The organism is Bradyrhizobium sp. USDA 376, assembly GCF_054063675.1.
This window is the reverse complement of record NZ_JBSSGN010000001.1, coordinates 1063694-1088846: the sequence shown is the minus strand read 5'-3', so window position 1 is coordinate 1088846 and position 25153 is coordinate 1063694. Positions and strand designations below refer to the sequence as shown.

Genomic DNA, 25153 nt, shown 5'->3' with positions numbered 1-25153 from the left:
CACTTGCTTCTGTACGGGATCGGCGCGGAGGCCGTCGCCTGATGGGGTGCATGAGGAGCCGGCCGGCCAATCTACGGAAGCGTGGTTGTGATCCACTTCCCGGATGGCGGCCTGACCGGATCCATCGTCCCAGCGAAGGGACCTCGCGCGGACGAGCCTGGTGTCGTGGCCCGCCCGGAACCGATCGATACTCCTTAGCTCAGCTTGTCGTGGCTTTGGCCATCGGGTTGAACGGCGTGGCGTCGGCGAGCATGCGATGCAGGATCACCGCGAGTTTGCGCGCGAGCGCCACCTTGGCCTTGCGCATGCCTGCGCGCCGGGCGATCCGCATCGCCCAGCCCTTGAGCGCCGCGCAATTCCTGACCGGCTTGGTCAGCATCACGTGGGCCGCCTGGTAGAGCGCCTCGCGCACGGAGGCATCGCCGATCTTGCTGATGCGGCCGGTGTAGTCGGTTTCCCCCGATTGGTACTTCTTCGGGGTGAGGCCAAAATGCGCCCCCGTCGCCTTCGATGAGCGGAAGCGCTTCGGGTCGTCGACCGCCGAGGCGTAGGTCAGCGCCACGATCGGGCCAACGGACGGCGTCGTCATCAGGAGGCGGGCTTGAGGGTGCGATCTGGCGAGCCTGGCGACCTGCTTGTCCAGGCTGTTGAACTCGCGCCGCAGCACGCCATGAGCTTCGAGCAGCGCCTGCGCCACCACTTCAAGGCCTGGATGGCCTGCAACGAGCTCCCGGATGCGCTCGGCGAAGGTGCGCTCGGTGGTCTTGCCGACCTTCAGCCCAAAGCCGCGAAGCACGCCGCGCAGGCTGTTCTCGATGTCGTGCAGCTTGGATTGCAGCAGCTTGCGGGCCGTCAGAATGGCGCGCGTCTCCTGCGCCGCGACCGACTTGCAATGCACCGGCCGGAACCAGCCGAGCCGCATCAGCTGGGCGATCCCGCGCGCATCGTTGCGGTCCGACTTGACTGGCATCGCCTTGAAGGCATCGCGAACGTGACGCGTCTCCAGAAGCTCAACCGCAAGCCCTGCCTCCCGCAGAGCCGCGTAGAGCCATTGCGACAACGGGCCTGCCTCCAGGCCGATCCGCTCCAGCGGCAAGGCCAGCGACCGGAACCAGGCGATCAGGGCCTCCGGCTCGCTCGCAACCTTCGTCTCGCGCAAAATCTTGCCTGTCCCATCGACAAGGCAGACGCTCGAGCATTCCAATGACACGTCGATTCCTGCATAGTGATACATGGTCGTCCCTTAATGATGCTTGGAGCGGGCTTGCCCGACTCCGTTGAACACCATCAGTTTGAGGGACGACCGCCTTCCAACCAACAGGCCGCTCGCGAGCGCGCTTCCAAATCGCGCCGTAGCGAGCGGGCGGCCGGCCCGTTACCCCATCTACCCGACGACAAAAAGGCCGGATCATCGATCCGGCCTTTTTCTTTTGCGCATCCTCACGGTTGCATCAGATTTGTTCCAGGTTGTGGAACCGCTCACAGATTTTGGATAGGAACCGTGGCAGAGTCCCCGCTGCCGCGGTGTCGCGCAATTGTCATAGGCGCGTCAAAGCGGCGCCGTTCTTTTGCTCGGTCCTGGCACTAGTCTTGCTGCGGGTCAGGGTCGCGAATCGCGTTGGGACACTTGCCGATCTCCTCGGCAAGCCGAAGACGAAAAGAAAGTTGTCCTTGATGAACTCCTTGGTGCTGCGGAAGACCGCGCTCGGTCGCGATCTTGCCGCGAAATATGCTGTTGCGTCCGCAACTGGTCGAATCTCATCGCAGCAGAAACCGGCGCGCCTGCGCCGCAAGGGCCCGGCGCTCTGGGCCGCGTTGGCGCTACTTGTGCTGGCGGCGGATTTTTTGCTGGCCTATCTCGCCTGGATCGCCGTCGACCTCGTCATGCGGTGAGACCGCGCGAGCGTGCAGCAGATATGATGCCGCGAAATAGGCGAGCTGGGAGACGGCAAGGCAGATGGCAATGACGGCCACGCCCCCCATCATTCCGAAATCGTACACGCGAAGAATGATCGCCGAGACAACCGCGATCAACGGCGAGATCATGACCAGCGCCCAGATCCTGAAAACGCGACCGGTCGCAATTCCCAGCAACGCACTTGCAACGATCAGGACGATGGCAATCGTCAACTTCGACTCCGGTCAGAGTGCAAATTATCTGCAATAAATTGCGTCAAGCTCGCGCGCTTTGCGGGGGCTGACAAGACAGCACCACTTACATTTGGCGAACAGTAGTTCATAAGTCTAGTCAAGGTACGATGATCCGGCGGAACAGGCTCGCGCCGTACTGCGCAAATCAAAGGGCCGGATCGTTGATCCGGCCCTTTTACTTGCGGTCTCCGAACGGCGAGAACGCGCGGCCCGATACCGCATCGTCGGCCAGGCTGGCCTTCCAGGTGCCTTCGTCGCCGCGGCCAATGCTGACCGCGAAACGCCAGCCATTCTGGTTGGTGAAGGCGATGCCCGTTCCGCCCTTCACTTTGGCGTAGCTGCACGGATATTCGGTCGGCCGGTCCGGAAAGACGATCTTTCCTTCCTTGCTCTCGAACACGGCCGAGGTGATCTGCGGATGGACCATGAAGATGCAGCTGCGCTCCGGCGAGACCGGCGTCGACAAGCCGAGCATCGCGAGCGGCGCGCCGGCGGCGGTCATGAGGACGATCAAGTTCATGGGGGCAACAGTCTCGCGGAGATGATCCTTCGACGTCGCTGCCGACCAAATGGTTCACAATGAAGAAAGGCCGGATCCTCGATCCGGCCTTCGCTTGCTGCGTCTCGCGAGCGGCTACTTCGCCTGCGCGAGGCCTTCCTTCTTCAGCGCCTCCTGCACCTGCGGTCGCGCCGCGACGCGGGTCTTGTAGGCGGCAAGGTGCGGCATCGCGGTGAAGTCGAACTTCATCCGGTCGGCCCAGGTCAGCATCGTGAACAGATAGCCGTCGGCCACCGTGAACTGCTTGCCCATGAGGTAGTCGCGGCCGGCGAGCTGGCTGTCGATGTATTTCAGCTTGCCCATGACGCGATCCTTGAAGAACGCCTTGGCCTCGTCGTTCAGGGCGGGGGCGAACAGCGCGCCAAAACTCTTGTGCACCTCGGAGGTGAGGAAGTTCAGCCATTCGAGCAGCTTGTAGCGCTCGGCGCTGCCATGGGCCGGCGCCAGCGCCTTGGCGGACGCCTGATCGGCGATCATCTGGACAATCACCGGGCCTTCGGTCACGATCTCGCCGCTGTCGAGGCCCAGCGCAGGGACCTGGCCCTTGGGGTTCAGCTTCAGATAGTCCTCACCATTTTCGAGCTTCTTGGCCCGGATATCGACCTTGACCAGCTCATAGGGCAGGCCGGCTTCCAGGAGCGCGATGTGGGGGGACAGGGAGCAGGCGCCGGGCGAATAATAGAGCTTCATGGAATTTCCTCCTCTTGACGCTTGGCTACGGCGAAGGAACGCCTACATGCACCTGCATGCAATAGTCAAGATTGATGCAGGTGCATCGAGTGAGGTAAGAGACGGGCGACGAGCTTGAGCGGGACCATGAAACGCAAACCATCGACCGAGGCAACCTCCGCCTGGATCCGCCTGATGCGGGTGCAGAGCCGCGTGCTCGACTGCGTCGAGCAGGACCTGAAGAAGGCGGGCTTCCCGCCGCTGGCCTGGTATGACGCGCTGCTCGAGCTGTCGCGTGCCCCCTCGGGCGAGCTGCGGCCGGTGGAACTCGAACGTCAGATGCTGATCCCGCAATACTCCACCTCGCGCCTGATCGACCGCCTGGTCGACGAGGGGCTCGCCTCCCGGCGCGAATGCAAGATCGACAAGCGCGGCCAGTTCGTGGAGATCACGGAGGCCGGCCGCGAACTGCAGAAGCGGATGTGGGGCGCCTATTCCGCCGCAATCGAGAAATATGTCGGCTCAAAGCTGTCCGATGCCGACGCCGTCAAGCTCAGCGGCCTGCTCGACCGGCTGGGCTGCTCGTGCGGCGAGATGAAGCTGCCGCCCGTCGCCAACGTCAACGAAAGCACGCCGTCGCGATGATCGCGCGGCAAACCAGCACGTCCGCGCACCCCGTGGTTCGCGGACGATCCCCTTCACCCCGCGCGCATTCGGTCGAAGCGCCTTTGATTAGAGTTTGATATGGCGCGAGACCAGATCGATATGACGCCGCTGCAGTCACGTGACGAGCTCGTCGCGTGGTTCGAGGCCGGCTGCAAGGACCCGTCCGAATTCCGCATGGGCACCGAGCACGAGAAGACGCCGTTCACGCTCGAAGGCCACCGCCCGGTGCCCTATGAGGGCGCGCGCGGCATCGGCGCGCTGCTCGAAGGCATGAAGCTCCTGCTCGGCTGGGAGCCGATCATGGAGAGGGGCAACATCATCGGCCTCTACGACGTCACCGGCGGCGGCGCGATCTCGCTCGAACCGGGCGGACAGTTCGAGCTCTCCGGCGCGCCGGTCGAGAACGTGCACCAGACCCAGAGCGAGCTGATGGCGCACCTCGCCCAGGTGCGCGAGATCGCGACGCCGCTCGGCATCGGCTTCCTCGGCCTCGGCATGACGCCGTCTTGGTCGCGTGCCGACATCCCGGTGATGCCCAAGGGCCGCTACAAGATCATGACCAATTACATGCCGAAGGTCGGCCAGTACGGCCTCGACATGATGTACCGGACCTGCACGGTGCAGACCAATCTCGACTTCTCCTCCGAAGCCGACATGGTCAAGAAGCTGCGCGTGTCGCTCGCGCTCCAGCCGGTCGCAACCGCCTTGTTCGCCAACTCGCCGTTCACCGAAGGCAGGCCGAACGGCTTCCTCTCCTTCCGCTCCGAGATCTGGCGCGACACCGACAATGCCCGTTCGGGCATGATGCCGTGGGCGTTCGAGGACGGCATGGGTTTTGAGCGCTATGTCGACTACGCGCTCGACGTGCCCATGTATTTCGTCAAGCGCGGCGAGGAGTACATCGACGTCTCGGGCTCCTCCTTCCGCGCCTTCTTCGACGGCCGTAACAACAACCTTCCGGGCGAGCGTCCGACGCTGTCGGACTGGGCCAACCATCTCTCGACGATCTTCCCGGAAGTGCGGTTGAAGCGCTATCTCGAGATGCGCGGCTCCGACGGCGGGCCGTGGGGCCGCCTGCCGGCGCTGCCGGCCTTCTGGGTCGGGCTGCTCTATGACGATGTGTCGCTCGATGCCGCCTGGGACATGGTGAAGCACTGGAGCGCGCATGAGCGCCAGGCCCTGCGCGACGACGTGCCGCGCTTCGGCTTCAAGTCGCGGATCAAGGACCGCTATCTGTTCGAGATCGCCAAGGACTGCCTCGTTCTGGCACATGCAGGCCTGCGCCGCCGCGGCCGGATCGACCAGCTCGGACGCGACGAGACCCGTCATCTCGAGCCGCTCGACCGCATCATCGATTCCGGCCGGACGCCGGCCGAGGAATTGCTCGAGAAGTTCAACGGTCCCTGGAAGGGCTCGGTGGAACCGGCCTACGCGGAATACGCGTTCTAATTCGATACGCGACGACCAGGCTTTCGGCCGTTCATCGCCCATACAGGTTTGCGGCGATCAAATGATCGGCTGAAAAAACCTGAGCGTCGTCAATAACTCGAAAGCTGTTCCGATGGGGAAGGGCCGCCTGTCCGGGGGCGTCATGGCAAGCGTTGTGGCAGGCGTCACGCTGCTTTCGATCGCGTTTGCTGGCGTGCTGGCGCATGCCCAGACGGCGTTCGACCGGCCCGGCGGGGACTATTTCAGCACGCCGGTCACCTCGGGTGACCCCGAGGATTGCGCGCTGCTGTGCGAGCGCGACCGCAAGTGCCGCTCCTGGAGCTTCAGCTATCCCGACATCGACGGTGCCGCGGCGGGTGTGCTGGCTCAAGAACACCGTGCCGCCGCGCGTGCCCGGGAGTTGCTGCATCTCCGGCGTCCGGGGCGCCGGCGTGATCGAGCCGCGCGTCGAAGGCGTGGAAACGTCGATCGACCGCCCCGGTGGCGATTTGCGCAATTTCGAGCTCAAGGACGGCGAGAGCGAAGAGGCCTGCAAGGCCGCCTGCGTCGCCGACAACAAATGCCGTGCCTTCACCTACGCCCGCCCCGGCTATACCGGCCGCGAGGCGCGCTGCTTCCTGAAGAAGGAAATCAAGCCGCCTCGCCGCAAGGCGGGATTTACGTCGGGCGTGGTGCGGTAGCCGGAGCTCTTTCCACCGTCATTGCTGTCGTAGGGTGGGCAAAGGCGCAAAGCGCCGTGCCCACGATCTTTCAACTATTGCAAGAGGTGGTGGGCACGCTTCGCTTTGCCCACCCTACGAGATCTCACTTCGCTGCAACCACCGTGATCTCGGGCCACAACTCCTTCCAGCGCGCGGCTTTCACCGCGTAATTCGTCGCGGAAAAATTCGGTCCCGGATTCGGCCGCGCGATCAGCCCTGCGACATCGCCAAAGCCATGCGGCGCATAGACCTCGTAGCCATCGCCGGCGCGCCTGATCCCGACTTGCGTGTTCTGCGTGAGGAAACGGTCGATGCCCTCGATCGAGCATGTCAGGGGCGGATAGGGCAGGCCGTGCTTGCCGGGATACCACAGATGCACGCGCGCCTGGTTGCGGATCTCGACCTTGACGCCGAGATGTCCGAGCCGCGCCTGCAGCTTGCGGATCACCCCGTCCTCCGCCTCCCACGAGTTATCAGGATCGAAATAGAACGATAGCGGTACGACGACCCCACCTCGTTTAGGTGGACGGGATGAGCGAGACTCGCGCGTGGATTTGACAACGCGAGGGACGCTCGTTCCATGCATCAAGACAGACATCAAGACGGGCATGATGCCGCCTCCTATCAGCGGATCGAGGTGATCACAGGGGAGAGGCGACGGCGCAGTTGGAGCGATGCGGAGAAGGCGCGGATCGTGGCCGAGAGTGCCGATCCGGAGACGAGCATTTCCGAGGTGGCTCGACGCAACGGGGTGAACCGGGGACTGCTCAGTGTGTGGCGGCGCCAGGCGCGGCTCGCGTCGAGCGAAGCGCCGCAGTTCGTGCAAGTCAGGCTCCAGGCCGCCGTCGAGGCGCAGCCGAACGCGATCGATAAGGCGCATGTTCTGACGGATCCGGCCGAGCGGATCGAGGTGATGATCGCGGGCGCGACGGTGCGCGTGCCCGTCGGCGTCGACGCCGCGACGCTGGAGCGCGTGCTGGCGGCGGTGAGATCGACGCGATGATCTCTTTCGGTCCAATGGTCCGTGTGTTCGTCGCGACGCAGCCGATTGACTTTCGTAAAGGCGTTCATGGCCTTGTCGCGCTGGTAGCGGAGGGATTAGGCGGCAAGCCCTACAGCGGTGACGTTTATGTCTTCCGATCGAAGCGATCGGATCGTTTGAAGCTACTGGTTTTTGACGGCTCGGGAATGGTTCTAGCGACGAAGTGGCTGGAGAATGGGGGCTTTGCCTGGCCACCTGTTCGCGAGGGTACGATGCCGGTGACGGGGGCGCAACTGGCGATGCTGATTGAAGGTCTTGCGGAGTGGTCGCGTGTGGTCCCGAAGGTGACGAAGCGGCCGACGAAGGTTGCCTGAAGCGTCTTGTTTTGCTGGCGATTGCGAGTGCGTTCGTGTAGCTCTGCGATATGGCGCTTCGCCCCGAAGATCTCCCCTCTGACCCTGCGGCTCTTGCCGAGATGGTGCTGGCTTTCGAAGGCGAGAACGATGATCTGCGCGCAGAGATCGCCACGTTGAAGAGCCTGATCTTCGGCGCACGATCGGAGCGCGCGGCGATCGTCTGCGCCGAACAGATCGCGTTTGATCTGGAACGGACCGCCGGCTCACAGCTCCCGGCCAATGACGACAAACCGGACGCGCCGCGGCCGGAGCGGCGCAAAGCGAAGCGCAACATCGGCGCGCTGCCGGCGCATCTGCCTCGGGTCGAGCGGGTGATCGAGCCGGCGTCCACGCTGTGCCCGTGCTGCACGGGTCAGATGCATCGGATCGGCGAGGAGAGCAGCGAAGCGCTCGATCGGGTTCCCGCGTGGCTGCGCGTGCTCCGCACGATCCGTCCAAAATACGCCTGCCGCTCCTGTGAGGGCCCGATTGTCCAGGCCCCGGCACCGGCGCGGCTCGTCGAGGGCGGCATGGCAACGACGGCGCTGATCGCGCATATCGCCGCGGCCAAATATGCCTGGCAATCGACGCTCTATCGCCAGACGCAGATCCTGGCGGGTCAGGGTGTCGTCGTCGACCGTCAGACGCTGGCGCGCTGGATGGGGAGCGCGGCGTGGCTGGTCAGGGGCCTCTACGATCTGCAACTGAAGACTATGCACGGCTTCGAGCGGCTGTTCTGCGACGAGACGCCGATGCCAGTGCTCGATCCGGGACGCGGCCGCACGAGGATCTGCCAGTTCTGGGCGCACGCGACGGACGATCGGGCGTGGAAGGGGCCGGCGCCGCCGGCGGTCGCCTACGTGTTCGCAGGTGGTCGCGGCAAAAAGGAGATCGTGGCGCAGTTAGCCGGCTTCGAAGGCGTGCTGCAAGTCGACGGCTATGCCGCCTACGCCTCGCTGGCGGGCGATGCGATGATGTCGGGCCAGATCCAGCTGGCGTATTGTCTCGTTCACGCGCGCCGCAACTTCGTGAGGGTGCACAAGACGACGAACTCACCCTTCGCCGCGGAGGTCATCGAGCGCATTGCGGCCGTCTACGCGATCGAGGAGAGGATCCGCGGTCTCGATGCTGGGGAACGCCGCGCGACGCGACAGGCCGAGACGAAGCCGCTGATGGAGGCGTTGAGGGCCCGTCTGATCGCGGTGAAGGACGGGATCTCCCGCCGCTCGACGCTCATCAAGGCGATCGACTACATGCTCGAACGCTGGCAGGGCCTGACGACGTTCCTGGATGACGGGCGGCTCGAGCCGGACACCAACACGGTCGAACGATCGATCAGGCCAATTGCGATCGGAAAAAAGAACTCGTTGTTCAGTGGTGACGAAGGCGGGGGCGAGACCTGGGCGATACTCGCTTCGCTTCTTAACACAGCGAAATTGAATGGCCTCGACCCCGAGGCGTATCTCGTCGACGTTCTCGATCGCATGGTGAGCGGCGCCACGAAGACCAACCAGCTTCACGAACTTCTGGCCTGGAACTGGAAGGCCGCACGCGAAGCCGAAAAGCGGGCCGTGGCATGACGAAGCCGAAGCAAGGGCGGGGAACGCGAAAAGCACGCAAGACGACGATGGCGGACTATGCCATGTCGTTCGAACGGCTCGGGCAATGGATCAGCAAGCGCGCCAGGTCGCCGACGCTTCGGCATCCGCGGGCGACGTCGCTCTCCATGCTCGATGGCGCGGTGGCCGCGGTCGTCGCCGGGCCGGTCTCGATGGCGTCCGAGGAATGGGTGTGCCCGCTCCTCGGCGTAGATCCCGACGCCTTCAATCACGACACCGAGGAGTTCTCGGCAATCGCCGCCACGCTGATGCGCCACAACGCTATCAGCGAGACGCTGTCGACGAGACCGGAGAGCTTCGAGCCGCTGTTCGTGCGATCACCGGACGGCGAAGTCGACCCGCAGCCCTGGTGCATGGGCTTCTACGCCGTCATGAAGCTTCGGCTTCTCGTCTGGTCGCGGCTTCTCCCCCCGAATGGAACCGAACACCTTATGCTGCGGCCGATCTTGGTCCATTGCATCGACGACGCCGGTCGACCCTTGCTACCCCCGGCCCGGCGCACGCTGGGAACGCAGCCCATCATCCAAAACGCCTGGCGCAACATTCCAGCAACCGTCGAGGCCCTCCGGCAGTTCTGGATGCCTATACGCTTCAAGCGCGGTGCGTAGGCCGTCCGCACCAAGTCCGTGGCTCCGTGGGCCTCTCGTACCGTTTACAATAGAACGCGTCGTAGTCGGCGATGCCGTGATCGATGGCGCGGCCCGTGAGCACGTTCCACACCGTCTGCACCAGGCATCCCGAGACCAGCCAGGCATCCGGCAGCGTGAGACGATGCAGCTCGTCGATGATCGCTGCGTTGATCGGATTGCGCAGGGCGAGAGCGAGAAATTCGTCGCGGGTCATCGGAAATCGTAGGGTGGGCAAAGGCGCGCTCTTTGCGCGTCGTGCCCACCATCCCTCCACCTTGCGACAGACGTGGTGGGCACGCTTCCGCTTTGCCCACCCTACGATCTACGATCCCGCTCAATGCACGGCGGTGAAGAACCGCGCGAGCCTGAAGCCGGACAGCCAGGTCCACACCGGCTGGCTGCGCATGCCGAGGTCCCAGGAGCCGACCACGGCGTCGGCGCGCCCGATCAGATTGTCGACCGGCAGGAGCCCGACACCGCCGGAGCGCAGCGGCACGCGGCTGTCGGCGGAGTTGTCCCTGTTGTCGCCGAGGACGAAGAGATGTCCCGCCGGCACCGTCACCTCAGGCGTGTTGTCGAGGGGACCGTTGTCACGCATCTTGAAGATCAGGTGCGAGACGCCGTTCGGCAGCGTCTCGACATAGCGATAGGCCGGCTCGGTGCCGCCATTGTCGTCCTCGGCGGAGCCGACGCCGTCCGGCTTCAACTCGGCGGGGCGGTCGTTGATGAAGAGCTGGCCCTGTCGCATCTGGATGCGGTCGCCGGGCAGGCCGACGACGCGCTTGACCCAGGCCTGCGAGCGATCGCCAGGCCAGCGGAACACCACGACGTCGCCCTGCTTCGGCGTCTCCGCGAAGACGCGGCCGCTCTCGGGCAGGTTGATCTGGATCGGCAGCGACGAGGTGCCGTAGCCATAGGGGAATTTCGAGGCGAGCAGCGCATCGCCGATCAGCAGCGTCGGCTCCATCGAACCCGACGGCACGTAGAACGGCTCGGCGAGCGCGCCCTTGGCGATGAACACGGCGACAACAATGCCGGCGAGCTGAACGATCTGCCCGCCCCAGCCGCTGCTCTTGCGCTTGGCCGGCGCAGTTACTTTTTCAACGCTCATGCGCCTGTTCCACCCACGGTGATGCGTTCCATCAGAAGCGACGGCTGGCCGACGCCGACAGGCACGCCCTGGCCGTTCTTGCCGCAGGTGCCGATGCCGGTGTCGAGCGCGAGGTCGTTGCCGATCATGCGGATGCGATGCAGGTCGGTCGGCCCGTTGCCGATCAGCATTGCGCCCTTCAGGGGCGCGCCGATCTTGCCGTTCTCGATCTTGTAGGCCTCGGTGCACTGGAACACGTATTTGCCCGAGGTGATGTCGACCTGGCCGCCGCCGAAATTCGCGGCGAACACGCCGTTCTTCACGGAGGCGAGGATCTCCGCCGGATCGCGGTCGCCCGCGAGCATGTAGGTGTTGGTCATGCGCGGCATCGGCACATGGGCGTAACCTTGGCGACGGCCGTTGCCGGTCGGCTTCATGTTCATCAGCCGTGCGTTCTGGCGGTCCTGCATGTAGCCGACCAGGATGCCGTCCTCGATCAGCACGGTGCGGTTGGTCGGCGTGCCCTCGTCGTCGATCGAGAGCGAGCCGCGGCGCGAGGCAATGGTGCCGTCGTCGACCACGGTGACGCCCTTGGCCGCGACCTGCTGGCCCATCAGGCCGGCGAACGCAGACGTTTTCTTGCGGTTGAAGTCGCCCTCGAGGCCATGGCCGACCGCTTCATGCAGCATCACGCCGGGCCAGCCGGCGCCGAGCACGACGTCCATCTCGCCGGCCGGAGCCGGAATGGACTCGAGGTTCACCCGCGCCTCGCGCAGGGCGCCGTCGGCGGCGTCGCGCCAGTTCTTGCTCTCGATGAATTCGGCATAGCCGGCGCGGCCGCCATAGCCCTTGCTGCCGCTCTCCTGGCGGTCGCCCTGGCCGGCGACGACGGAGATGTTGACGCGCACCAGCGGGCGGATGTCGCGATAGCTCTCGCCGTCGGGCCGCAGGATCTCGACGACCTGCCAGGTCGCACCGAGACTCACACTGACCTGCCGTACTCTTGGATCCTTGTCGCGCAAATAGGCGTCGATCTCGGCGAGCAGTTTTACTTTGGTCTCGAAGCCGGGCGCATCCAGCGGATTGTCGTCACTATAGAGCCGCACGTTGGTATGCGCCGGCGGGGCCGCAAAGCTGCCCGAGTAGCCGCCGCGCACGGCCGCGACCGCGTCGGCGGCGCGAATCAGCGCCGGCAGCGACACGTCGGAGGAATGCGCGTAACCCACCGCGTCGTCCTTGACGGCGCGAAGCCCAAAACCCTGCGAGGTGTCGTAGGTCGCCTGCTTCAGCCGCCCATTGTCGAACATCAGCGCTTCGGTCTGGCTGTATTCCAGGAACAGTTCACCGTCATCGGCGCCGGCGAGCCCGCGCGCGACCTCGTTGCGAACCTGGTCGCGGTCGAGATTGGCACGGTCGAGCAGGGAGGTTGTGGCGGGGTTGGTCATCGATCACCCATTGTCGGAGAGATGTCGGGCAAGATAATGGCTTCCGAACCGTTCGGCGAGAGGGCGGGCCGTCACATTACCGAAACGACATGATTGAAATCATTGCCATATCCGAAGCGCGGATCGAAAGCTTCGGTCCATCACCACCCCCGCGCAACGGCGGAGCCGTTGTCGCTGGAGGTGCTCGCCTGTTCAGCGAGCCTCGAAGGGCGACGGCCCGGCTGGCAGCTCGGCCGTTCATCCTTCGAGGCTCCTTCGGCAGCGCGATTGCGCTGCCGAACTCGCGCCTCAGGATGACGGGATTGAGAATGTGCGACCGGATACCGCTCTACGGCAACTTGTCATAGCCCTCGCCGAGCCCGTTCAGGCTGAGCGGGAAGCCGATGCCTTCTTCCGGGGTCTCGAAGATGATGAAGGTGGCGGTCTTGGCGTTGCGGAGCTGGCCGAGCAGCTTGTCGTCCATCACGACCTCGGCGACGCAGCCATTGGGCAGGCAGCGGACGAAGCCGGCGCGGCCGACGTCCTGGTTGTCGAGCTTCAGCCCGAGGCCGGAGGGCAGGAGGACGCCGAGCGGGGCGACCACCCGCATCAGGCGGCTCTTCTGGTCGGCGGTCTTGAGCACGATCACGGTCAGGCCGGCATTGGAGCGGTCTTCGGCCACCACGCTCTGGATCAGGGCGCATTGCTCGGTCTGGGCGCCCGGCGGGGTGTCGCAGCGGATCTGCCAGTCGCCATGGACGGAGCGCACCGCGCCCTGCGCATGGGCGAGGTCCGGGAGCGCCAGGAGAACGACCGCAGCCAGCAGGGCTGCCAGCGCCGTGAGGCCGCCGTTAGCCTGCCTTGCCATGCATCTCGAAAGCCCCATCGGGGTCGGTCCCTCTGCTCGCTTGGGTCGCTTGCGCGGGTGGACTGATACGGAAATGACGGCGTCTTGAAGGCAATTCCCAAGCAAATTCCGCGCCGCCGAGGCCGCCGCCGCCGGCACGAATCAGGTTCCTGTGCGGCCGTTCGCAAGTGCCTACAGCGGGCAATTCCGCTGTCAAGCCGCGGCATCCCGGGAAACGGTATTTTTGTCTGATCTTACTAGGAAATATCTTGCGGGTGATCGCTGGCAGACGGGGCTCAAGACTGCATTGCGATGGATCAAGAATTATGGTTTGAGAGGCTTGATTTCGGCGTTCTAGCGATCTGGCCCCAATTCCTCTTAGAGGTATTCTTGAGCGGCGGTTTGTCAGACGGACGGATCGAATAAGCGTTTCCCGGAAACAGGGGAATGCACTTGGGGTGATTTCGTAAGGGGAGCGCGAACGGCATGAGGATGTCGATGGGCCGGGTAGGCCGGCATTTGCTGGGATTGGCCGTTGCTGGCCTGACGCTGGCGACGGGCGGCGCGGCATTCGCCGAGCTTGGGCAGCCGGCGCCGTGGGAGTGGACGCTCCAGCAGTCCGGCTCGCCGGTGATGGACAACATCGTCTGGTTCCACAACTTCCTGTTCGTGCTGATCACGCTGATCACGCTGTTCGTTCTGGCGCTGCTGGTGGTCGTGGTCATCAAGTTCAACGCGAGGGCCAATCCGGTGCCGTCGCGGACCACCCACAACACGCTGATCGAGGTGGCGTGGACGCTGGTTCCGGTGCTGATCCTGGTCGGCATCTCGGTGCCGTCGTTCCGCCTCTTGTTCCTGGAGCTCGACATTCCGAAGGCGGACCTGACCATCAAGGCGACCGGCAAGCAGTGGTACTGGTCCTACGCCTATCCCGACAACGGCAAGTTCGAGTTCGACTCGCTGATGGCCCAGGACAAGCAGCCCCGCCTGCTCGGCGTCGACAACGAGATGGTGGTGCCGGTCAACAAGGTGATTCGTGTTCAGGTGACCGGTGCAGACGTCATCCACGCCTTCGCGCTGCCGGCGTTCGGCGTCAAGATCGACGCCATTCCGGGGCGGCTGAATGAGACCTGGTTCAAGGCCGCCAAGACCGGCATGTTCTACGGCCAGTGCTCTGAGCTCTGCGGCAAGGATCACGCCTTCATGCCGATCGCGATCCGCGTGGTCAGCGACCAGGAGTTCGCCTCCTGGGTCGAGACGGCGAAGAAGAAGTTCGCGAGCGGCGGCACCAGCACCTACGCCTCCGCGGCCGGCCCGACGCAGTAAGCGCCGGGTCAAGGCTCGAGGGGACCGAAAGCGAGATAAAAGGGCGGGACCTCCAAAGGTCCGATTGGGACGCAAGGCAGGATTTGAAAATGGCAACGAGCGCAGCGGCACACGGCGATCACGCGCAAGACCACGGACATGACCACGAGCACGCCCATCCGACCGGATGGCGGCGCTACGTCTATTCGACCAACCACAAGGACATCGGCACGATGTACCTGATCTTCGCGGTCATCGCCGGCGTCATCGGCGCCGCGATGTCGATCGCGATCCGGGCCGAGCTGATGTATCCGGGCGTGCAGATCTTCCACGAGACGCACACCTACAACGTCTTCGTGACGTCCCACGGCCTGATCATGATCTTCTTCATGGTCATGCCCGCGATGATCGGCGGCTTCGGCAACTGGTTCGTGCCGCTGATGATCGGCGCGCCTGATATGGCGTTCCCGCGCATGAACAACATCTCGTTCTGGCTGCTGCCCGCCTCCTTCGCGCTGCTCTTGATGTCGACCTTCGTCGAGGGCGAGCCCGGCGCCAACGGCGTCGGCGCCGGCTGGACCATGTACGTTCCGCTGTCGAGCTCCGGCCATCCGGGCCCGGCCGTCGACTTCGCGATCCTGTCGCTGCATCTGGCGGGCGCCTCGTCGATCCTCGGCGCCATCAACTTCATCACCACGATCTTCAACATGCGCGCGCCGGGCATGACCCTGCACAAGATGCCGCTGTTCGTGTGGTCGATCCTGGTGACGGTGTTCCTGCTGCTGCTGTCACTGCCGGTGCTTGCCGGTGCGATCACCATGCTGCTCACCGACCGCAATTTCGGCACGACGTTCTTCGCGCCCGACGGCGGCGGCGACCCCGTGCTGTTCCAGCACCTGTTCTGGTTCTTCGGTCACCCCGAAGTGTACATCCTGATCCTGCCCGGCTTCGGCATGATCAGCCAGATCGTCTCGACCTTCTCGCGCAAGCCCGTGTTCGGCTATCTCGGCATGGCCTACGCCATGGTCGCGATCGGCGGCATCGGCTTCGTGGTGTGGGCGCACCACATGTACACGGTCGGCATGTCCTCGGCGACGCAGGCCTATTTCGTCGCCGCCACGATGGTCATCGCGGTTCCGACCGGCGTGAAGATCTTCTCCTGGATCGCCACGATGTGGGGCGGCTCGATCGAATTCCGCGCGCCCATGATCTGGGCGGTGGGCTTCATCTTCCTGTTCACGGTCGGCGGCGTCACCGGCGTCGTGCTGGCGAACGCCGGCGTCGACCGCGTGCTGCAGGAGACCTACTACGTCGTCGCGCACTTCCACTACGTGCTGTCGCTCGGTGCGGTGTTCGCGATCTTCGCCGGCTGGTACTACTGGTTCCCGAAGATGTCGGGCTACATGTACAACGAGACTCTGGCGAAGGCGCACTTCTGGGTCACCTTCATCGGCGTCAACCTGGTGTTCTTCCCGCAGCACTTCCTCGGGCTGTCGGGCATGCCGCGCCGCTACGTCGACTATCCCGACGCCTTCGCCGGCTGGAACCTGGTCTCCTCGCTCGGCTCCTACATCTCCGGCTTCGGCGTGCTGATCTTCCTCTACTGCGTGATCGACGCCTTCATGAAGAAGGTGCCGGCGGGCGACAATCCCTGGGGTGCGGGCGCGACCACGCTGGAGTGGACGCTGCCCTCGCCGCCGCCCTTCCACCAGTTCGAAGTGCTGCCCCGCGTGCAGTAATCGATCTCCCGCGGCGCCCGTGACGGGCGCCGCGGCTCTATAACGAAGCGAGTTGAATTAAGTGTCCGTCCTCGACCACCACGCCGCCGACATCGATCCCCATATCTCCGAAGCGGAGGTGGGCGACTACATCGCGTTGCTCAAGCCGCGGGTGATGTCGCTGGTGATCTTCACCGCGCTGGTCGGGATGGCGATGGCGCCAGGGAATTTCCACCCGGTGCTCGCCATCACCTCGCTGCTCTGTATCGCCGTCGGTGCCGGTGCCTCCGGCGCGCTCAACATGGCGCTCGAAGGCGACATCGACGCCAAGATGTCGCGCACGGCGAACCGGCCGATCCCGCGCGGCCGTATCACCCGCCCCGAGGCGATGGCATTCGGCATGACGCTCGCCTTCTTCTCGGTGATGACGCTCGGCATCCTCGTCAACTGGATCGCGGGCGCGCTGCTCGCCTTCACCATCTTCTTCTACGTCGTGATCTACACGATGTGGCTGAAGCGCTGGACCGCGCAGAACATCGTGATCGGCGGCGCCGCCGGTGCGCTGCCGCCGGTGGTGGCCTGGGCCGCGGTCACGGGCACCGTCGACGTCGAGCCGCTGCTGCTGTTCGCCATCATCTTCTTCTGGACCCCGCCGCATTTCTGGGCGCTGGCGCTGTTCCGCTCCGACGATTACGCGCGCGCCGGCATTCCGATGCTGCCCAACGTCGCCGGCCCCGACGCGACGCGTCTGCAGATCCTGCTCTACACCCTCGTGCTGATCGCGGTTGCGGCGGCGCCCTGGGCGCTCGGCTATTTCGACGCCGTCTACGGTGTGGTCTCGCTGATCCTCGGCGCCGGCATGCTGGTGCTCGCCATCAACGTCTATATGCGCCGCGAGCGCAGCCAGTCGTTGCGTGCGACCCGCAAACTGTTTGCTTTCTCGATCCTGTATCTGTTCGCGCTGTTTGCGACCCTGCTGGCCGAGGTCGTGTATCGGGCGCTTGCTCCGATGGTTGGGGGCGCATGAGGCAGGAATGGCTGACAAACCTGAGCCAGATGGAATCGTCCTCACCGAGGCGCAGAAGAAGAGCCGTCGTCAGCGCTCCATTGCCATTGCTCTGGCGCTCGGCGTGCTCGTGGTGCTGTTCTTCGCCGTCACCATGGTCAAGGGACCGGCAGTGCTAGTCCGGCCGATGTAGGAAACATGGATCACGAGCCGACCATATCGCGGGATGTCAGCGCCAAGCCGGCCAACAGCCGTGCCAAGGGCCGCGGGCTGGGTCGTGATGTGGTGGTTGCGTCCATCTGCGGCGGCGTGGTCGCGCTGATGGTCGGCGCCTCCTATGCGGCGGTGCCGTTCTACAACTGGTTCTGCCGCGCCACCGGCTTCAACGGCACGACGCAAGTGGCGACCTCCGCGCCGGCCACCGGTCCGATTGCGCGAAAGATTTCGGTGCGCTTCGATTCCAATGTCGCGCCCGGCCTGCCCTGGAAGTTCGAGCCGGAGCAGAACGAGATCGAGGTCAATATCGGCCAGGTCGTGACCGTCTTCTACACCGTGACCAACCAGGCCGCGCGCACCACCGCAGGGCAAGCCGCCTACAACGTCGCGCCGCTGACGGTCGGCTCCTACTTCCAGAAGATCAACTGCTTCTGCTTCACCGAGCAGACCATGGCGCCGGGCGAGAAGCGCGAGATGCCGGTCGTGTTCTACGTCGATCCCTCGATCGCCGACGATCGCGAGAACGACGGGCTGAACACGATCACGCTGTCCTACACCTTCTATCCGGTGAAGGATCCGGTGGTGAAGCCGCTGGCATCGGGCGAAGCCGACAGACGCAAGGGAAATCTCTGACCGCCGGGCTCACGCCCGGAAGGTTGGACACAAGGGGATAAGTGCCTGATAGGCACGGGATTGAGGAGAGAGACGGAAATGGCTACGGCGCAAGGCAAGCATCACGACTATCACCTCGTCGATCCCTCTCCCTGGCCGGCGGTCGGCTCGCTCTCGGCCTTCATCATGGCGGTCGGCGCGATCGCCTGGATGCATCACATGTTCGCGGCCGCCCCGATCGTGTTCGGCGTCGGCACCGTCGGCGTGCTCTACACCATGGCAAGCTGGTGGGGTGACGTGATCAAGGAAGCCCAGTACAAGGGCGACCACACCCGCGTGGTGCAGCTGCATCACCGCTACGGCATGATCCTGTTCATCGCCTCCGAGGTGATGTTCTTCGTGGCCTGGTTCTGGGCCTATTTCAACGCCGCGCTGTTTCCGGCCGACGCCGTCCACGCCACCCGTGACGCCGTGTTCGGCTGCGGCCTCGGCACCCAGGCCGGCGCCTGCGCGGTGCCCGGCACCTGGCCGCCCAAGGGCATCGAGACCTTCGATCCCTGGCACTTGCCGCTCCTCAACACGCTGATCCTGCTGACGTCGGGCACCACCGTGACCTGGGCCCACCACGCGCTGCTCGAGAACGACCGCCAGGGCCTGAAATACGGCCTGATCCTCACCGTCGTGCTCGGCGCGCTCTTCACCTGCGTGCAGGCCTATGAGTACAGCCACGCGGCGTTCTCCTTCGCCGGCAACGTCTATGGCGCGACCTTCTTCATGGCGACCGGCTTCCACGGCTTCCACGTGCTGGTCGGCACCATCTTCCTGATCGTGTGCCTTGCGCGCGCCTATGCCGGCCACTTCACGCCGAAGCAGCACCTCGGCTTCGAATTCGCCGCCTGGTACTGGCACTTCGTCGACGTGGTCTGGCTGTTTCTGTTCCTCGCCATCTACGTGTGGGGACACGGTGCCGAGACCATGGCTCACGGCGCGCACTGAGCTGTGATGGATTGATTGGAAAGGGCGGCCGCGGGGCCGCCCTTTCGCTTTTCGGCCACGGCAAGTATCCGCCGAAACTGTGATAGAGTCCGCGACATGAACGACACCGGCACATCCAGGCCCGAGACCACCGTCCTGCAAAGCGCGATGCGCGGGCTTGCCTGCAAATGTCCGCGCTGCGGCCAGGGCAAGCTCTATGCTGGCTTCCTGACGCTCGCGCCTTCCTGCGACCGCTGTGGTCTCGACTATGCCTTCATCGACACCGGCGACGGTCCAGCGATCTTCATCATCATGCTGGCCGGCGGCATCGTTGTCGCGTGCGCGCTGATCGTCGAGGTCAAGTATCAGCCGCCGTACTGGCTGCATGCGGTGCTGTGGCTGCCGCTGATCCTCGCCACCACGCTGCTGCCGCTACGCGCGATGAAGTCGCTGCTGATCGCGCTGCAATTCCACCACAAGGCGGCACCGGGCCGGCTGATCGACCGCGCGAAATGAGAGAGACTGCGCGCAAGCCTCGCGTGGCCGGCTTCGCGCTGTTCACGCTGTTCCTGACCGCCGTCTTCCTCGGGCTCGGCTTCTGGCAATTGCAGCGCCGGACCGCCAAGCACGAGCTCGTCGCTGCGCTCACTGAACGCCTCGCCGACGCGCCGATCGCGCTGCCGCCGCCTTCGCAATGGGCCGCGCTGAATCCCGCCCGCGATGAATTCCGCCGGATCAGCTTCACCGCGACCTATGCCCCGCTGCCTGACGCGATGGTCTATTCGTCCGGCTCGGCCGTGCGCAAGGACGCTTCAGGTCCCGGCACCTGGGCCTTCCTGCCGGCGCGGCTCCCGACCGGCGAGATGGTGGTGATCGATGCGGGCTTCGTCGAGAACACGATGCAGGACCGCGGAGTCGAGGACCGTGCGGTGAAGAAGCTCGTCACCGGGCAGGCGGTCGCGCTCACCGGCTATCTCCGCTTCCCCGAGGCACCTGGCTGGATGACGCCGGCGGAGAACCGCGACAAGCGGCTCTGGTTCGTGCGCGATCATCTCGCGATCGCAAGCGCGCTCGGCTGGGGTGCGGTGGCGCCGTTCTATGTCGACCTGGAGCAGCCGGCGCCGGAAAACGGAATTCCGCGCCCCGGTGCGCTCGACGTGCATCTGAAGGACGATCACCTGCAATACGCCGTCACCTGGTTCACGCTCGCAGGAGCGGTGCTGATCGCGTTCGGCGTTTGGGTGAGAGCGCGGCGCGAAAGTTAACGACGCCCGTAGGTTCCCGGACGGAACCCGGAATCGTCCGGGGTTTATTATTCAGTGTGGATTCACGAGTGTGATCCTAAGCCGCGTTCGAGTTTGTCGCGGCAGACAGGGAATGCGGCGTGAGCGATTTCGATCAGATGGGAATTGTCGTCGACTGGGTGGATGCCTGCAGGAGCGGCGACCTTGCGATGTTGCTCGACCTCTATGCGGACGATGCGGAGGTCGAGTGCACGTGCAACGGCACGCAGCATTATCATCGCGGCCGGCGCGAGCTCGAAAGCTACTGGGGGTCGCGGCTCAGCGCCTATCTGGCGGCGGGGTTCGGGCTGGAGGAGATCGAGCCGGCGCCGAATGGCGTCGATCTCGAATATTCCGTCGCCGGCGCACTGCGTATTCACGCCTCGTTTCGCTTCAGCCCCGAAGGCAAGATCTACAGCACGCTGTGCACGCCCTCGCGGCAGAACGCGCATGACGGCTGCGCGTGCTGATTTGGCGTCACGCGGGCGCGTCTCGCGCCTTCTCTGCGGGCAAGTGGCAGCGTACATAGGTGCGGTCGTCCGCGCGCAACAATGACAGCGACCCGCTGAGCGCGCGCACGCGCTCATGCATGCCGGTCAGGCCGCGGCCGAACAAATTGCCCTCGGGAAATCCGCCGCCGTCGTCGGAGACCTCGATGACGAGCGCGTCGCCGACGATAGCCGCCTGCACATCGGCATTGCTCGCTCCGGCATGGCGCAGCACGTTGGTCAGCGCCTCCTGGATCACGCGATAGACGGTCTGGGCCAGCGGTCCGTCGATCGCGTTGAGACCGGAATCAATCGTGGCCGTCAGGCCGATATCAGGTGCCTGCTTGCGGAAGTTCCGAAGCAGCGTCTGCACGCTCGTCTCCAGCCCCAGTTCCTCGATGTAGAGCGGGCGCAGCCGGTCGAGGATTCGGCGGTTGGTGTGCTGCAGCGCCTCGACCGATTGCAGCACCTCCTCCGCCGAATTGCCGAGATTTCCTGCCGGTGGGGAGGCCTCGATCAGCGAGATCGTGCCGGCGCGGATGCTGAACAGCAGCGGGCCGAGCTCGTCGTGCAGCTCGCGTGCGAGATCGCGCCGCTCGTCGTCCTGGAGCGACACCAGGCGGTGCAACAGGTCGCGATTGTCCTGGCTCAATTGTGCGAGCGTTGCGGCCAGGGCGTTCGCCGCCTCGCAGCTGCGCCGGATCTCCGGCGGTCCTCCGACCGGGATCGGCGTCGCGTAGTCGCCGCGCCGCATTCGCGTCAGTCCTTCGCCGAGATATTGCAGCGGGCGCACCACCGATCCCGCGAAGAGATAGGCGATGGTGCCGGTGAGCACCATCAGCACGACGACAAGGCTGGTCAACGCGAGGAAGCCGATCCACTTCTCGAACAGGTCGGCCGACAGGTCCGGCACGAACACGATGTCGCCGACATGCCTGCCGTCAATGACCACGGGCGACGCAGCGTCGAGGTCCGGCATGGTCAAGAGGTTGAGAAACCACCGCGGAACCGCCCGGAGGTTGCGTAGACCGTCCTTCACGGAGGGAAGGGGACCCGCCTCCATTGCGCGGAATTGGATATCGGAGGAGGTGTCCAGGGACTGGACAAAGGCCTCAAGCGTCTTCTGCGGATCGTCCGAAGCGCGCAGGGTGTTGTTGAGCGCGGCGGCGATCGTTTTGGTCGAACGTCGAGCCGGCTCGTTCTCGTCGGCCAGTTGACCGGTTGCAAATATCTGCAGCAATATGCCGCCCAGGACCAGCGCCGCGAGAAAACCTGCGCCGAGCGGAAGAAACAGTTGCGTCCTGAAGGAAAGTCGTTGCCACATTAGGTCAATTCTAACGCGCATCGGCGTGATTTGCTCTTTCCATTTGTTCCCGCCGGTCTATGAGTCGAAAAACAAGAGAGCGCGCGATGCAAGATATTGCCAAGCCGGCGACCCGGATTCTCATTGTCGACGACCACCCCGTGGTGCTGTCCGGCTGCCGCACCCTGTTTGCCTCCGACCATTCGATCCGGATCGAAGAGGCCAGCGACGCCAAATCCGGTCACCGTGCCTATGTCAGCAAGCGGCCCGACGTCACCGTGATCGACATCAGCCTGCCCGATGTCTCCGGCTTCGAGCTTATGCGACGCATACGCAAGGACGATCCCGAGGCCAAGATCATCATGTTCAGCATGAACGACGATCCGGCCTTCGTGGTGCGGGCGGTCGAGCTTGGGGCCCAGGGCTATGTCTCCAAGGGCGACGATCCCCGGATCCTGCTGAAAGCGGTGCGAAAGGTGGTCGCGGGCGACAATTTCATCTCGCCGCAGCTCGCGGAGGCCGTGACGTTCTCCGGTGCCGCGATCAAGGCCAATCCGGCCTCGCAGATGACGCCGCGAGAGCTGGAGATCCTCCGCCTGCTCGGGCGTGGCGACAAGATCGTCGAGGTCGCCGAGGCGCTCGGCATCTCCTACAAGACCGTCGCCAACACCACCTCGCTGCTCAAGCAGAAGCTTGGCGCCAAGAACCATTCCGACCTGATCCGGATCGCGGTGGAAATCGGGATGAGCTGACCTGCCGCCAGCGACCGAACCGGCTGCTCCAGGATGCAGCGGTTCGGCCGACGGATCGGCGCCTCCGCCGACCGGGCAATGCATGGCCGGCAGCGGACGCCATCCGCCGACACAATGGGCCGAAGCGGCGTTCGTTCCAGTCTTGATCGGAAGTTCAGGAAATACCGGCAAAATACCTTCTTGATCTGCTCGCCTCTGGAGCAGCGGCATTCGCGCGCAGCGGGAGAAACAGGAACATTTGCCAGCATGCGCGGTTTTGGCTCTTGACGATTTCGTGACAGGCGACGAAAGCTTTCGCCAACAGTTTTAGCGGGCAGGCGTCCCGGACGAGCCAAACCGGTCTGCACATATCAACGACAGACCTTCCAAGAGAGGGCTGCGGCATCGCCGCAGCCCTTTTCGTTGTGTGCCGAGTATGAGCGACAGCTTGGAGGTGGAAGTCCTCTATCCAGCCTGATGGCGGCGAAGGATTAGCGAAGCGCAAGGGCGTCATCGTGAGGTGGGGTCTGAAGAAAGCGTGGAGCAAAGCCGCGGCCCGATGGACAAACACCGGATAACGAGGCCTACCCGGCCGGACGAGCGAGCAATTGATCGCGAAGTCCAAGGTCATCAAAGGTCGGGGTGGTAAATTCGGCGGGCGTGCGGTGAAGGCGGTCGGTCTTACCTCGGGAGGTCTGCGCTGTGTCTCGGCAACGAGACTGAGACCGTCGCAAGACGGCCTGACCGCAGCGCAGAAGTCAGCCGAGGGCGTAGTAGGCGGCAGCGCGCCGCTGAAGGCCTGAACGGTGGAAGTGGTCAGTAGAGCGGCGATCTCGTGCGAGCCATGCGGCAGAAGAATCAGGTCGAGCTGAACTTGAGCCCCGGAGCGGAGGGTGAAGCCCGAAGCGCCGGCGCCCGAGAGCCTGAAGCGCGTGCGGCGGAAGTCTGTCTCGAACGCCCGGCGGTCGCAGGACCGTCGATGGAAGACGTTGTCGAGAGTGAGAATCTGAAGGCAGCGTTGGCGCAAGTAAAGCGCAACAAGGGCGCGGCGGGCGTCGACGGGATGACCGTCGGCGAGCTGTCAGCCCACCTGAAGGAGCACTGGCCTGCGATCCGAGCCCAGTTGCTTGACGGCACCTACAAGCCACAGCCGGTGCGGCGGGTGGAGATACCGAAGGCGTCGGGCGGCCTGCGGCCGCTCGGCATTCCGACGGTGCTCGACCGCTTGATCCAGCAGGCGGTGATGCAGGTGCTGCAGGCGGATTGGGATAGGACGTTCGCCGAGACGAGCTTCGGCTTTCGGCCGGGGCGCTCGGCACATCGGGCGGTGGAACGGGCGCAGGCGTACATTGCGGCCGGCCACAGCATCGTGGTGGACATCGACCTGGAGAAGTTCTTTGACCGGGTCAACCACGACATCCTGATGGGACTGGTTGCCAAGCGGGTTGCTGACAAGCGCATCCTGAAGCTCATCCGCGCCTTCCTGAATGCGGGTGTGTTGGAAGGAGGGCTGGTCAGTCCGACGGAAGAGGGCACGCCGCAGGGCGGTCCGCTCTCGCCGCTGTTGTCGAACCTGATGCTGGATGTGCTGGACAAGGAACTGGAGAAGCGCGGCCACCGCTTCGTGCGTTACGCCGACGACTGCAACATCTACGTGCGCAGTCAGCGGGCGGGCGAACGGGTGCTGGCTGGCGTCGAGAGGTTCCTCGAAAAGCGCCTCAAGCTCAAGATCAACAAAGCGAAGAGCGCGGTTGCCAAACCGAGTGTTCGCAAGTTCCTGGGCTTCAGCTTCACCGGCGGGCAAGAACCGCGGCGGCGCATCGCGCCGCAGGCACTCGCCCGCTTCAAGGCGAAGGTTCGGGAGCTCACGCGACGCACGCGTGGTCGATGCCTCGTGCAGATCGCCAAAGAACTGTCGACCTACCTGATTGGGTGGCACGGCTACTTCGGCTTCTGTCAAACCCCGTCGGTGTTGCGCGTGCTTGACCAGTGGATCAGGCGACGGTTGCGCGCCGTTGCCTGGAAGCAATGGAAGTATGGACCCGCTCGCTTTGCCGAGTTGCGACGCCGCGGCGTCGGCCGGGATCTGGCGGCGCAAACCGCCGGCAGCCCACGTGGCCCTTGGCGGCTCGCGAACAGCCCCGCGCTCACCATTGCTCTGCCAAACGGCTTCTTTGCCTCACTCGGCTTGGCTTCCGTCGCGGCACGGCGACCCGCATAATCCGCTGAACCGCCGGATACGGACCCGTATGTCCGGTGGTGTGGGAGGGGCGGAGCCGCGAGGCTTCCCCCTATCCCGATTGAATGGCCCAGGCGGGAAGCGGTTTCCCGACGC

Annotated in this window: 25 protein-coding genes and 3 pseudogenes; 18 read left to right on the top strand and 10 right to left on the bottom strand. The window is 64.6% G+C overall.

Annotated elements, in window-relative coordinates:
* Positions 1–199 precede the first annotated feature (199 nt).
* From ACVJ19_RS05015 to gstA, 4 genes are all read right to left on the bottom strand, one after another.
* Positions 200–1234, bottom strand: coding sequence for an IS110 family RNA-guided transposase (locus ACVJ19_RS05015; protein WP_453948252.1), 1035 nt, complete (start codon positions 1232–1234; stop codon positions 200–202).
* A gap of 587 nt (positions 1235–1821) precedes the next feature.
* Positions 1822–2130, bottom strand: a complete 309-nt coding sequence (locus tag ACVJ19_RS05010) for a hypothetical protein (RefSeq protein ID WP_453948251.1) — start codon at positions 2128–2130, stop codon at positions 1822–1824.
* 196 nt (positions 2131–2326) lie between these two features.
* Positions 2327–2671 carry a hypothetical protein gene (locus ACVJ19_RS05005; protein ID WP_453948250.1) on the bottom strand — a complete coding sequence of 115 codons (345 nt, stop codon included), beginning with the start codon at positions 2669–2671 and terminating at the stop codon, positions 2327–2329.
* A 114-nt stretch (positions 2672–2785) separates the two neighbouring features.
* On the bottom strand, positions 2786–3400 hold the full coding sequence (gene gstA, locus ACVJ19_RS05000) for a glutathione transferase GstA (RefSeq protein WP_453948249.1): 615 nt from the start codon (positions 3398–3400) through the stop codon (positions 2786–2788).
* Between the two features lie 126 nt (positions 3401–3526).
* On the opposite strand from gstA, the gene ACVJ19_RS04995 reads away from it, so the two are divergent.
* The 3 genes and pseudogenes from ACVJ19_RS04995 (at position 3527) to ACVJ19_RS04985 (ending at position 6174) form a co-directional block, all read left to right on the top strand.
* On the top strand, positions 3527–4024 hold the full coding sequence (locus tag ACVJ19_RS04995) for a MarR family winged helix-turn-helix transcriptional regulator (RefSeq protein ID WP_018644966.1): 498 nt from the start codon (positions 3527–3529) through the stop codon (positions 4022–4024).
* A gap of 99 nt (positions 4025–4123) precedes the next feature.
* Positions 4124–5494: a glutamate--cysteine ligase gene (locus ACVJ19_RS04990; RefSeq protein ID WP_453948248.1), complete on the top strand. Its 1371-nt coding sequence runs from the start codon at positions 4124–4126 to the stop codon at positions 5492–5494.
* 112 nt (positions 5495–5606) lie between these two features.
* Positions 5607–6174 (top strand): annotated as a pseudogene (locus ACVJ19_RS04985) (PAN domain-containing protein).
* Between the two features lie 124 nt (positions 6175–6298).
* Here ACVJ19_RS04985 and ACVJ19_RS04980 read toward each other — a convergent pair.
* A pseudogene (locus ACVJ19_RS04980) lies at positions 6299–6685 on the bottom strand (nucleotidyltransferase family protein); the annotation flags it as partial.
* A gap of 90 nt (positions 6686–6775) precedes the next feature.
* Between ACVJ19_RS04980 and tnpA the strand changes: the two are divergent.
* The 4 genes from tnpA to ACVJ19_RS04960 are packed head-to-tail and all read left to right on the top strand — an operon-like array spanning position 6776 to position 9799.
* Positions 6776–7198 (top strand): IS66-like element accessory protein TnpA, encoded by a 423-nt coding sequence (gene tnpA / locus ACVJ19_RS04975; protein ID WP_424578819.1) that lies wholly within the window; start codon positions 6776–6778, stop codon positions 7196–7198.
* Positions 7195–7551 carry an IS66 family insertion sequence element accessory protein TnpB gene (tnpB, locus tag ACVJ19_RS04970; RefSeq protein ID WP_018273742.1) on the top strand — a complete coding sequence of 119 codons (357 nt, stop codon included), beginning with the start codon at positions 7195–7197 and terminating at the stop codon, positions 7549–7551. The genes tnpA and tnpB overlap by 4 nt, the downstream gene beginning before the upstream one ends.
* A 50-nt stretch (positions 7552–7601) precedes the next feature.
* Positions 7602–9152, top strand: coding sequence for an IS66 family transposase (tnpC, locus tag ACVJ19_RS04965; protein ID WP_035681142.1), 1551 nt, complete (start codon positions 7602–7604; stop codon positions 9150–9152).
* The gene (locus tag ACVJ19_RS04960) at positions 9149–9799 is read left to right on the top strand and encodes a UPF0149 family protein (protein ID WP_063712394.1); all 651 of its coding nucleotides are present in this window, start codon (positions 9149–9151) and stop codon (positions 9797–9799) included. The genes tnpC and ACVJ19_RS04960 overlap by 4 nt, the downstream gene beginning before the upstream one ends.
* Positions 9800–9848: 49 nt before the next feature.
* On the opposite strand, the pseudogene ACVJ19_RS04955 reads toward ACVJ19_RS04960, so the two are convergent.
* The 4 genes and pseudogenes from ACVJ19_RS04955 to ACVJ19_RS04940 form a co-directional block, all read right to left on the bottom strand.
* Positions 9849–10034, bottom strand: a pseudogene (locus ACVJ19_RS04955) (nucleotidyltransferase family protein); the annotation flags it as partial.
* Positions 10035–10154: 120 nt separating this feature from the next.
* Positions 10155–10931 carry a signal peptidase I gene (lepB, locus tag ACVJ19_RS04950; RefSeq protein WP_271583129.1) on the bottom strand — a complete coding sequence of 259 codons (777 nt, stop codon included), beginning with the start codon at positions 10929–10931 and terminating at the stop codon, positions 10155–10157.
* Entirely contained in the window at positions 10928–12355 is a 1428-nt protein-coding gene (gene tldD / locus ACVJ19_RS04945) for a metalloprotease TldD (RefSeq protein ID WP_453948246.1), read from the bottom strand. The genes lepB and tldD overlap by 4 nt, the downstream gene beginning before the upstream one ends.
* Before the next feature lie 328 nt (positions 12356–12683).
* Complete coding sequence (locus ACVJ19_RS04940) at positions 12684–13220, bottom strand: invasion associated locus B family protein (protein WP_453948245.1); 537 nt, start codon at positions 13218–13220, stop codon at positions 12684–12686.
* Between the two features lie 447 nt (positions 13221–13667).
* Here ACVJ19_RS04940 and coxB point away from each other — a divergent pair, with 447 nt between their 5' ends.
* The 9 genes from coxB (at position 13668) to ACVJ19_RS04895 (ending at position 20766) form a co-directional block, all read left to right on the top strand.
* Positions 13668–14507, top strand: a complete 840-nt coding sequence (gene coxB / locus ACVJ19_RS04935; RefSeq protein ID WP_453948244.1) for a cytochrome c oxidase subunit II — start codon at positions 13668–13670, stop codon at positions 14505–14507.
* Positions 14508–14596: 89 nt separating this feature from the next.
* On the top strand, positions 14597–16225 hold the full coding sequence (gene ctaD / locus ACVJ19_RS04930; RefSeq protein ID WP_453948243.1) for a cytochrome c oxidase subunit I: 1629 nt from the start codon (positions 14597–14599) through the stop codon (positions 16223–16225).
* Between the two features lie 61 nt (positions 16226–16286).
* Entirely contained in the window at positions 16287–17231 is a 945-nt protein-coding gene (locus ACVJ19_RS04925) for a heme o synthase (RefSeq protein WP_453948242.1), read from the top strand.
* 7 nt (positions 17232–17238) lie between these two features.
* Positions 17239–17403, top strand: a complete 165-nt coding sequence (locus ACVJ19_RS04920) for a hypothetical protein (RefSeq protein ID WP_018644977.1) — start codon at positions 17239–17241, stop codon at positions 17401–17403.
* Between the two features lie 5 nt (positions 17404–17408).
* Positions 17409–18059 carry a cytochrome c oxidase assembly protein gene (locus tag ACVJ19_RS04915; protein WP_453948241.1) on the top strand — a complete coding sequence of 217 codons (651 nt, stop codon included), beginning with the start codon at positions 17409–17411 and terminating at the stop codon, positions 18057–18059.
* 78 nt (positions 18060–18137) lie between these two features.
* Positions 18138–19034 (top strand): cytochrome c oxidase subunit 3, encoded by an 897-nt coding sequence (locus ACVJ19_RS04910; RefSeq protein ID WP_453948240.1) that lies wholly within the window; start codon positions 18138–18140, stop codon positions 19032–19034.
* Between the two features lie 96 nt (positions 19035–19130).
* Complete coding sequence (locus tag ACVJ19_RS04905; protein ID WP_453948238.1) at positions 19131–19529, top strand: DUF983 domain-containing protein; 399 nt, start codon at positions 19131–19133, stop codon at positions 19527–19529.
* Complete coding sequence (locus ACVJ19_RS04900; protein ID WP_453948237.1) at positions 19526–20278, top strand: SURF1 family protein; 753 nt, start codon at positions 19526–19528, stop codon at positions 20276–20278. The genes ACVJ19_RS04905 and ACVJ19_RS04900 overlap by 4 nt, the downstream gene beginning before the upstream one ends.
* 119 nt (positions 20279–20397) lie before the next feature.
* A complete protein-coding gene (locus tag ACVJ19_RS04895; protein ID WP_260386818.1) occupies positions 20398–20766 on the top strand; it encodes a nuclear transport factor 2 family protein in 369 nt (122 codons plus the stop codon).
* A 7-nt stretch (positions 20767–20773) separates the two neighbouring features.
* Here the strand turns inward: ACVJ19_RS04895 and ACVJ19_RS04890 are convergent, their stop codons facing one another.
* A complete protein-coding gene (locus ACVJ19_RS04890) occupies positions 20774–22108 on the bottom strand; it encodes an ATP-binding protein (protein WP_453948236.1) in 1335 nt (444 codons plus the stop codon).
* 86 nt (positions 22109–22194) lie between these two features.
* Here ACVJ19_RS04890 and ACVJ19_RS04885 point away from each other — a divergent pair, with 86 nt between their 5' ends.
* Together ACVJ19_RS04885 and ltrA are read left to right on the top strand one after the other, a co-directional pair.
* Positions 22195–22839 carry a response regulator transcription factor gene (locus ACVJ19_RS04885; RefSeq protein WP_453948235.1) on the top strand — a complete coding sequence of 215 codons (645 nt, stop codon included), beginning with the start codon at positions 22195–22197 and terminating at the stop codon, positions 22837–22839.
* 823 nt (positions 22840–23662) lie between these two features.
* Positions 23663–25039, top strand: coding sequence for a group II intron reverse transcriptase/maturase (ltrA, locus tag ACVJ19_RS04880; RefSeq protein ID WP_028144467.1), 1377 nt, complete (start codon positions 23663–23665; stop codon positions 25037–25039).
* Positions 25040–25153 lie beyond the last annotated feature (114 nt).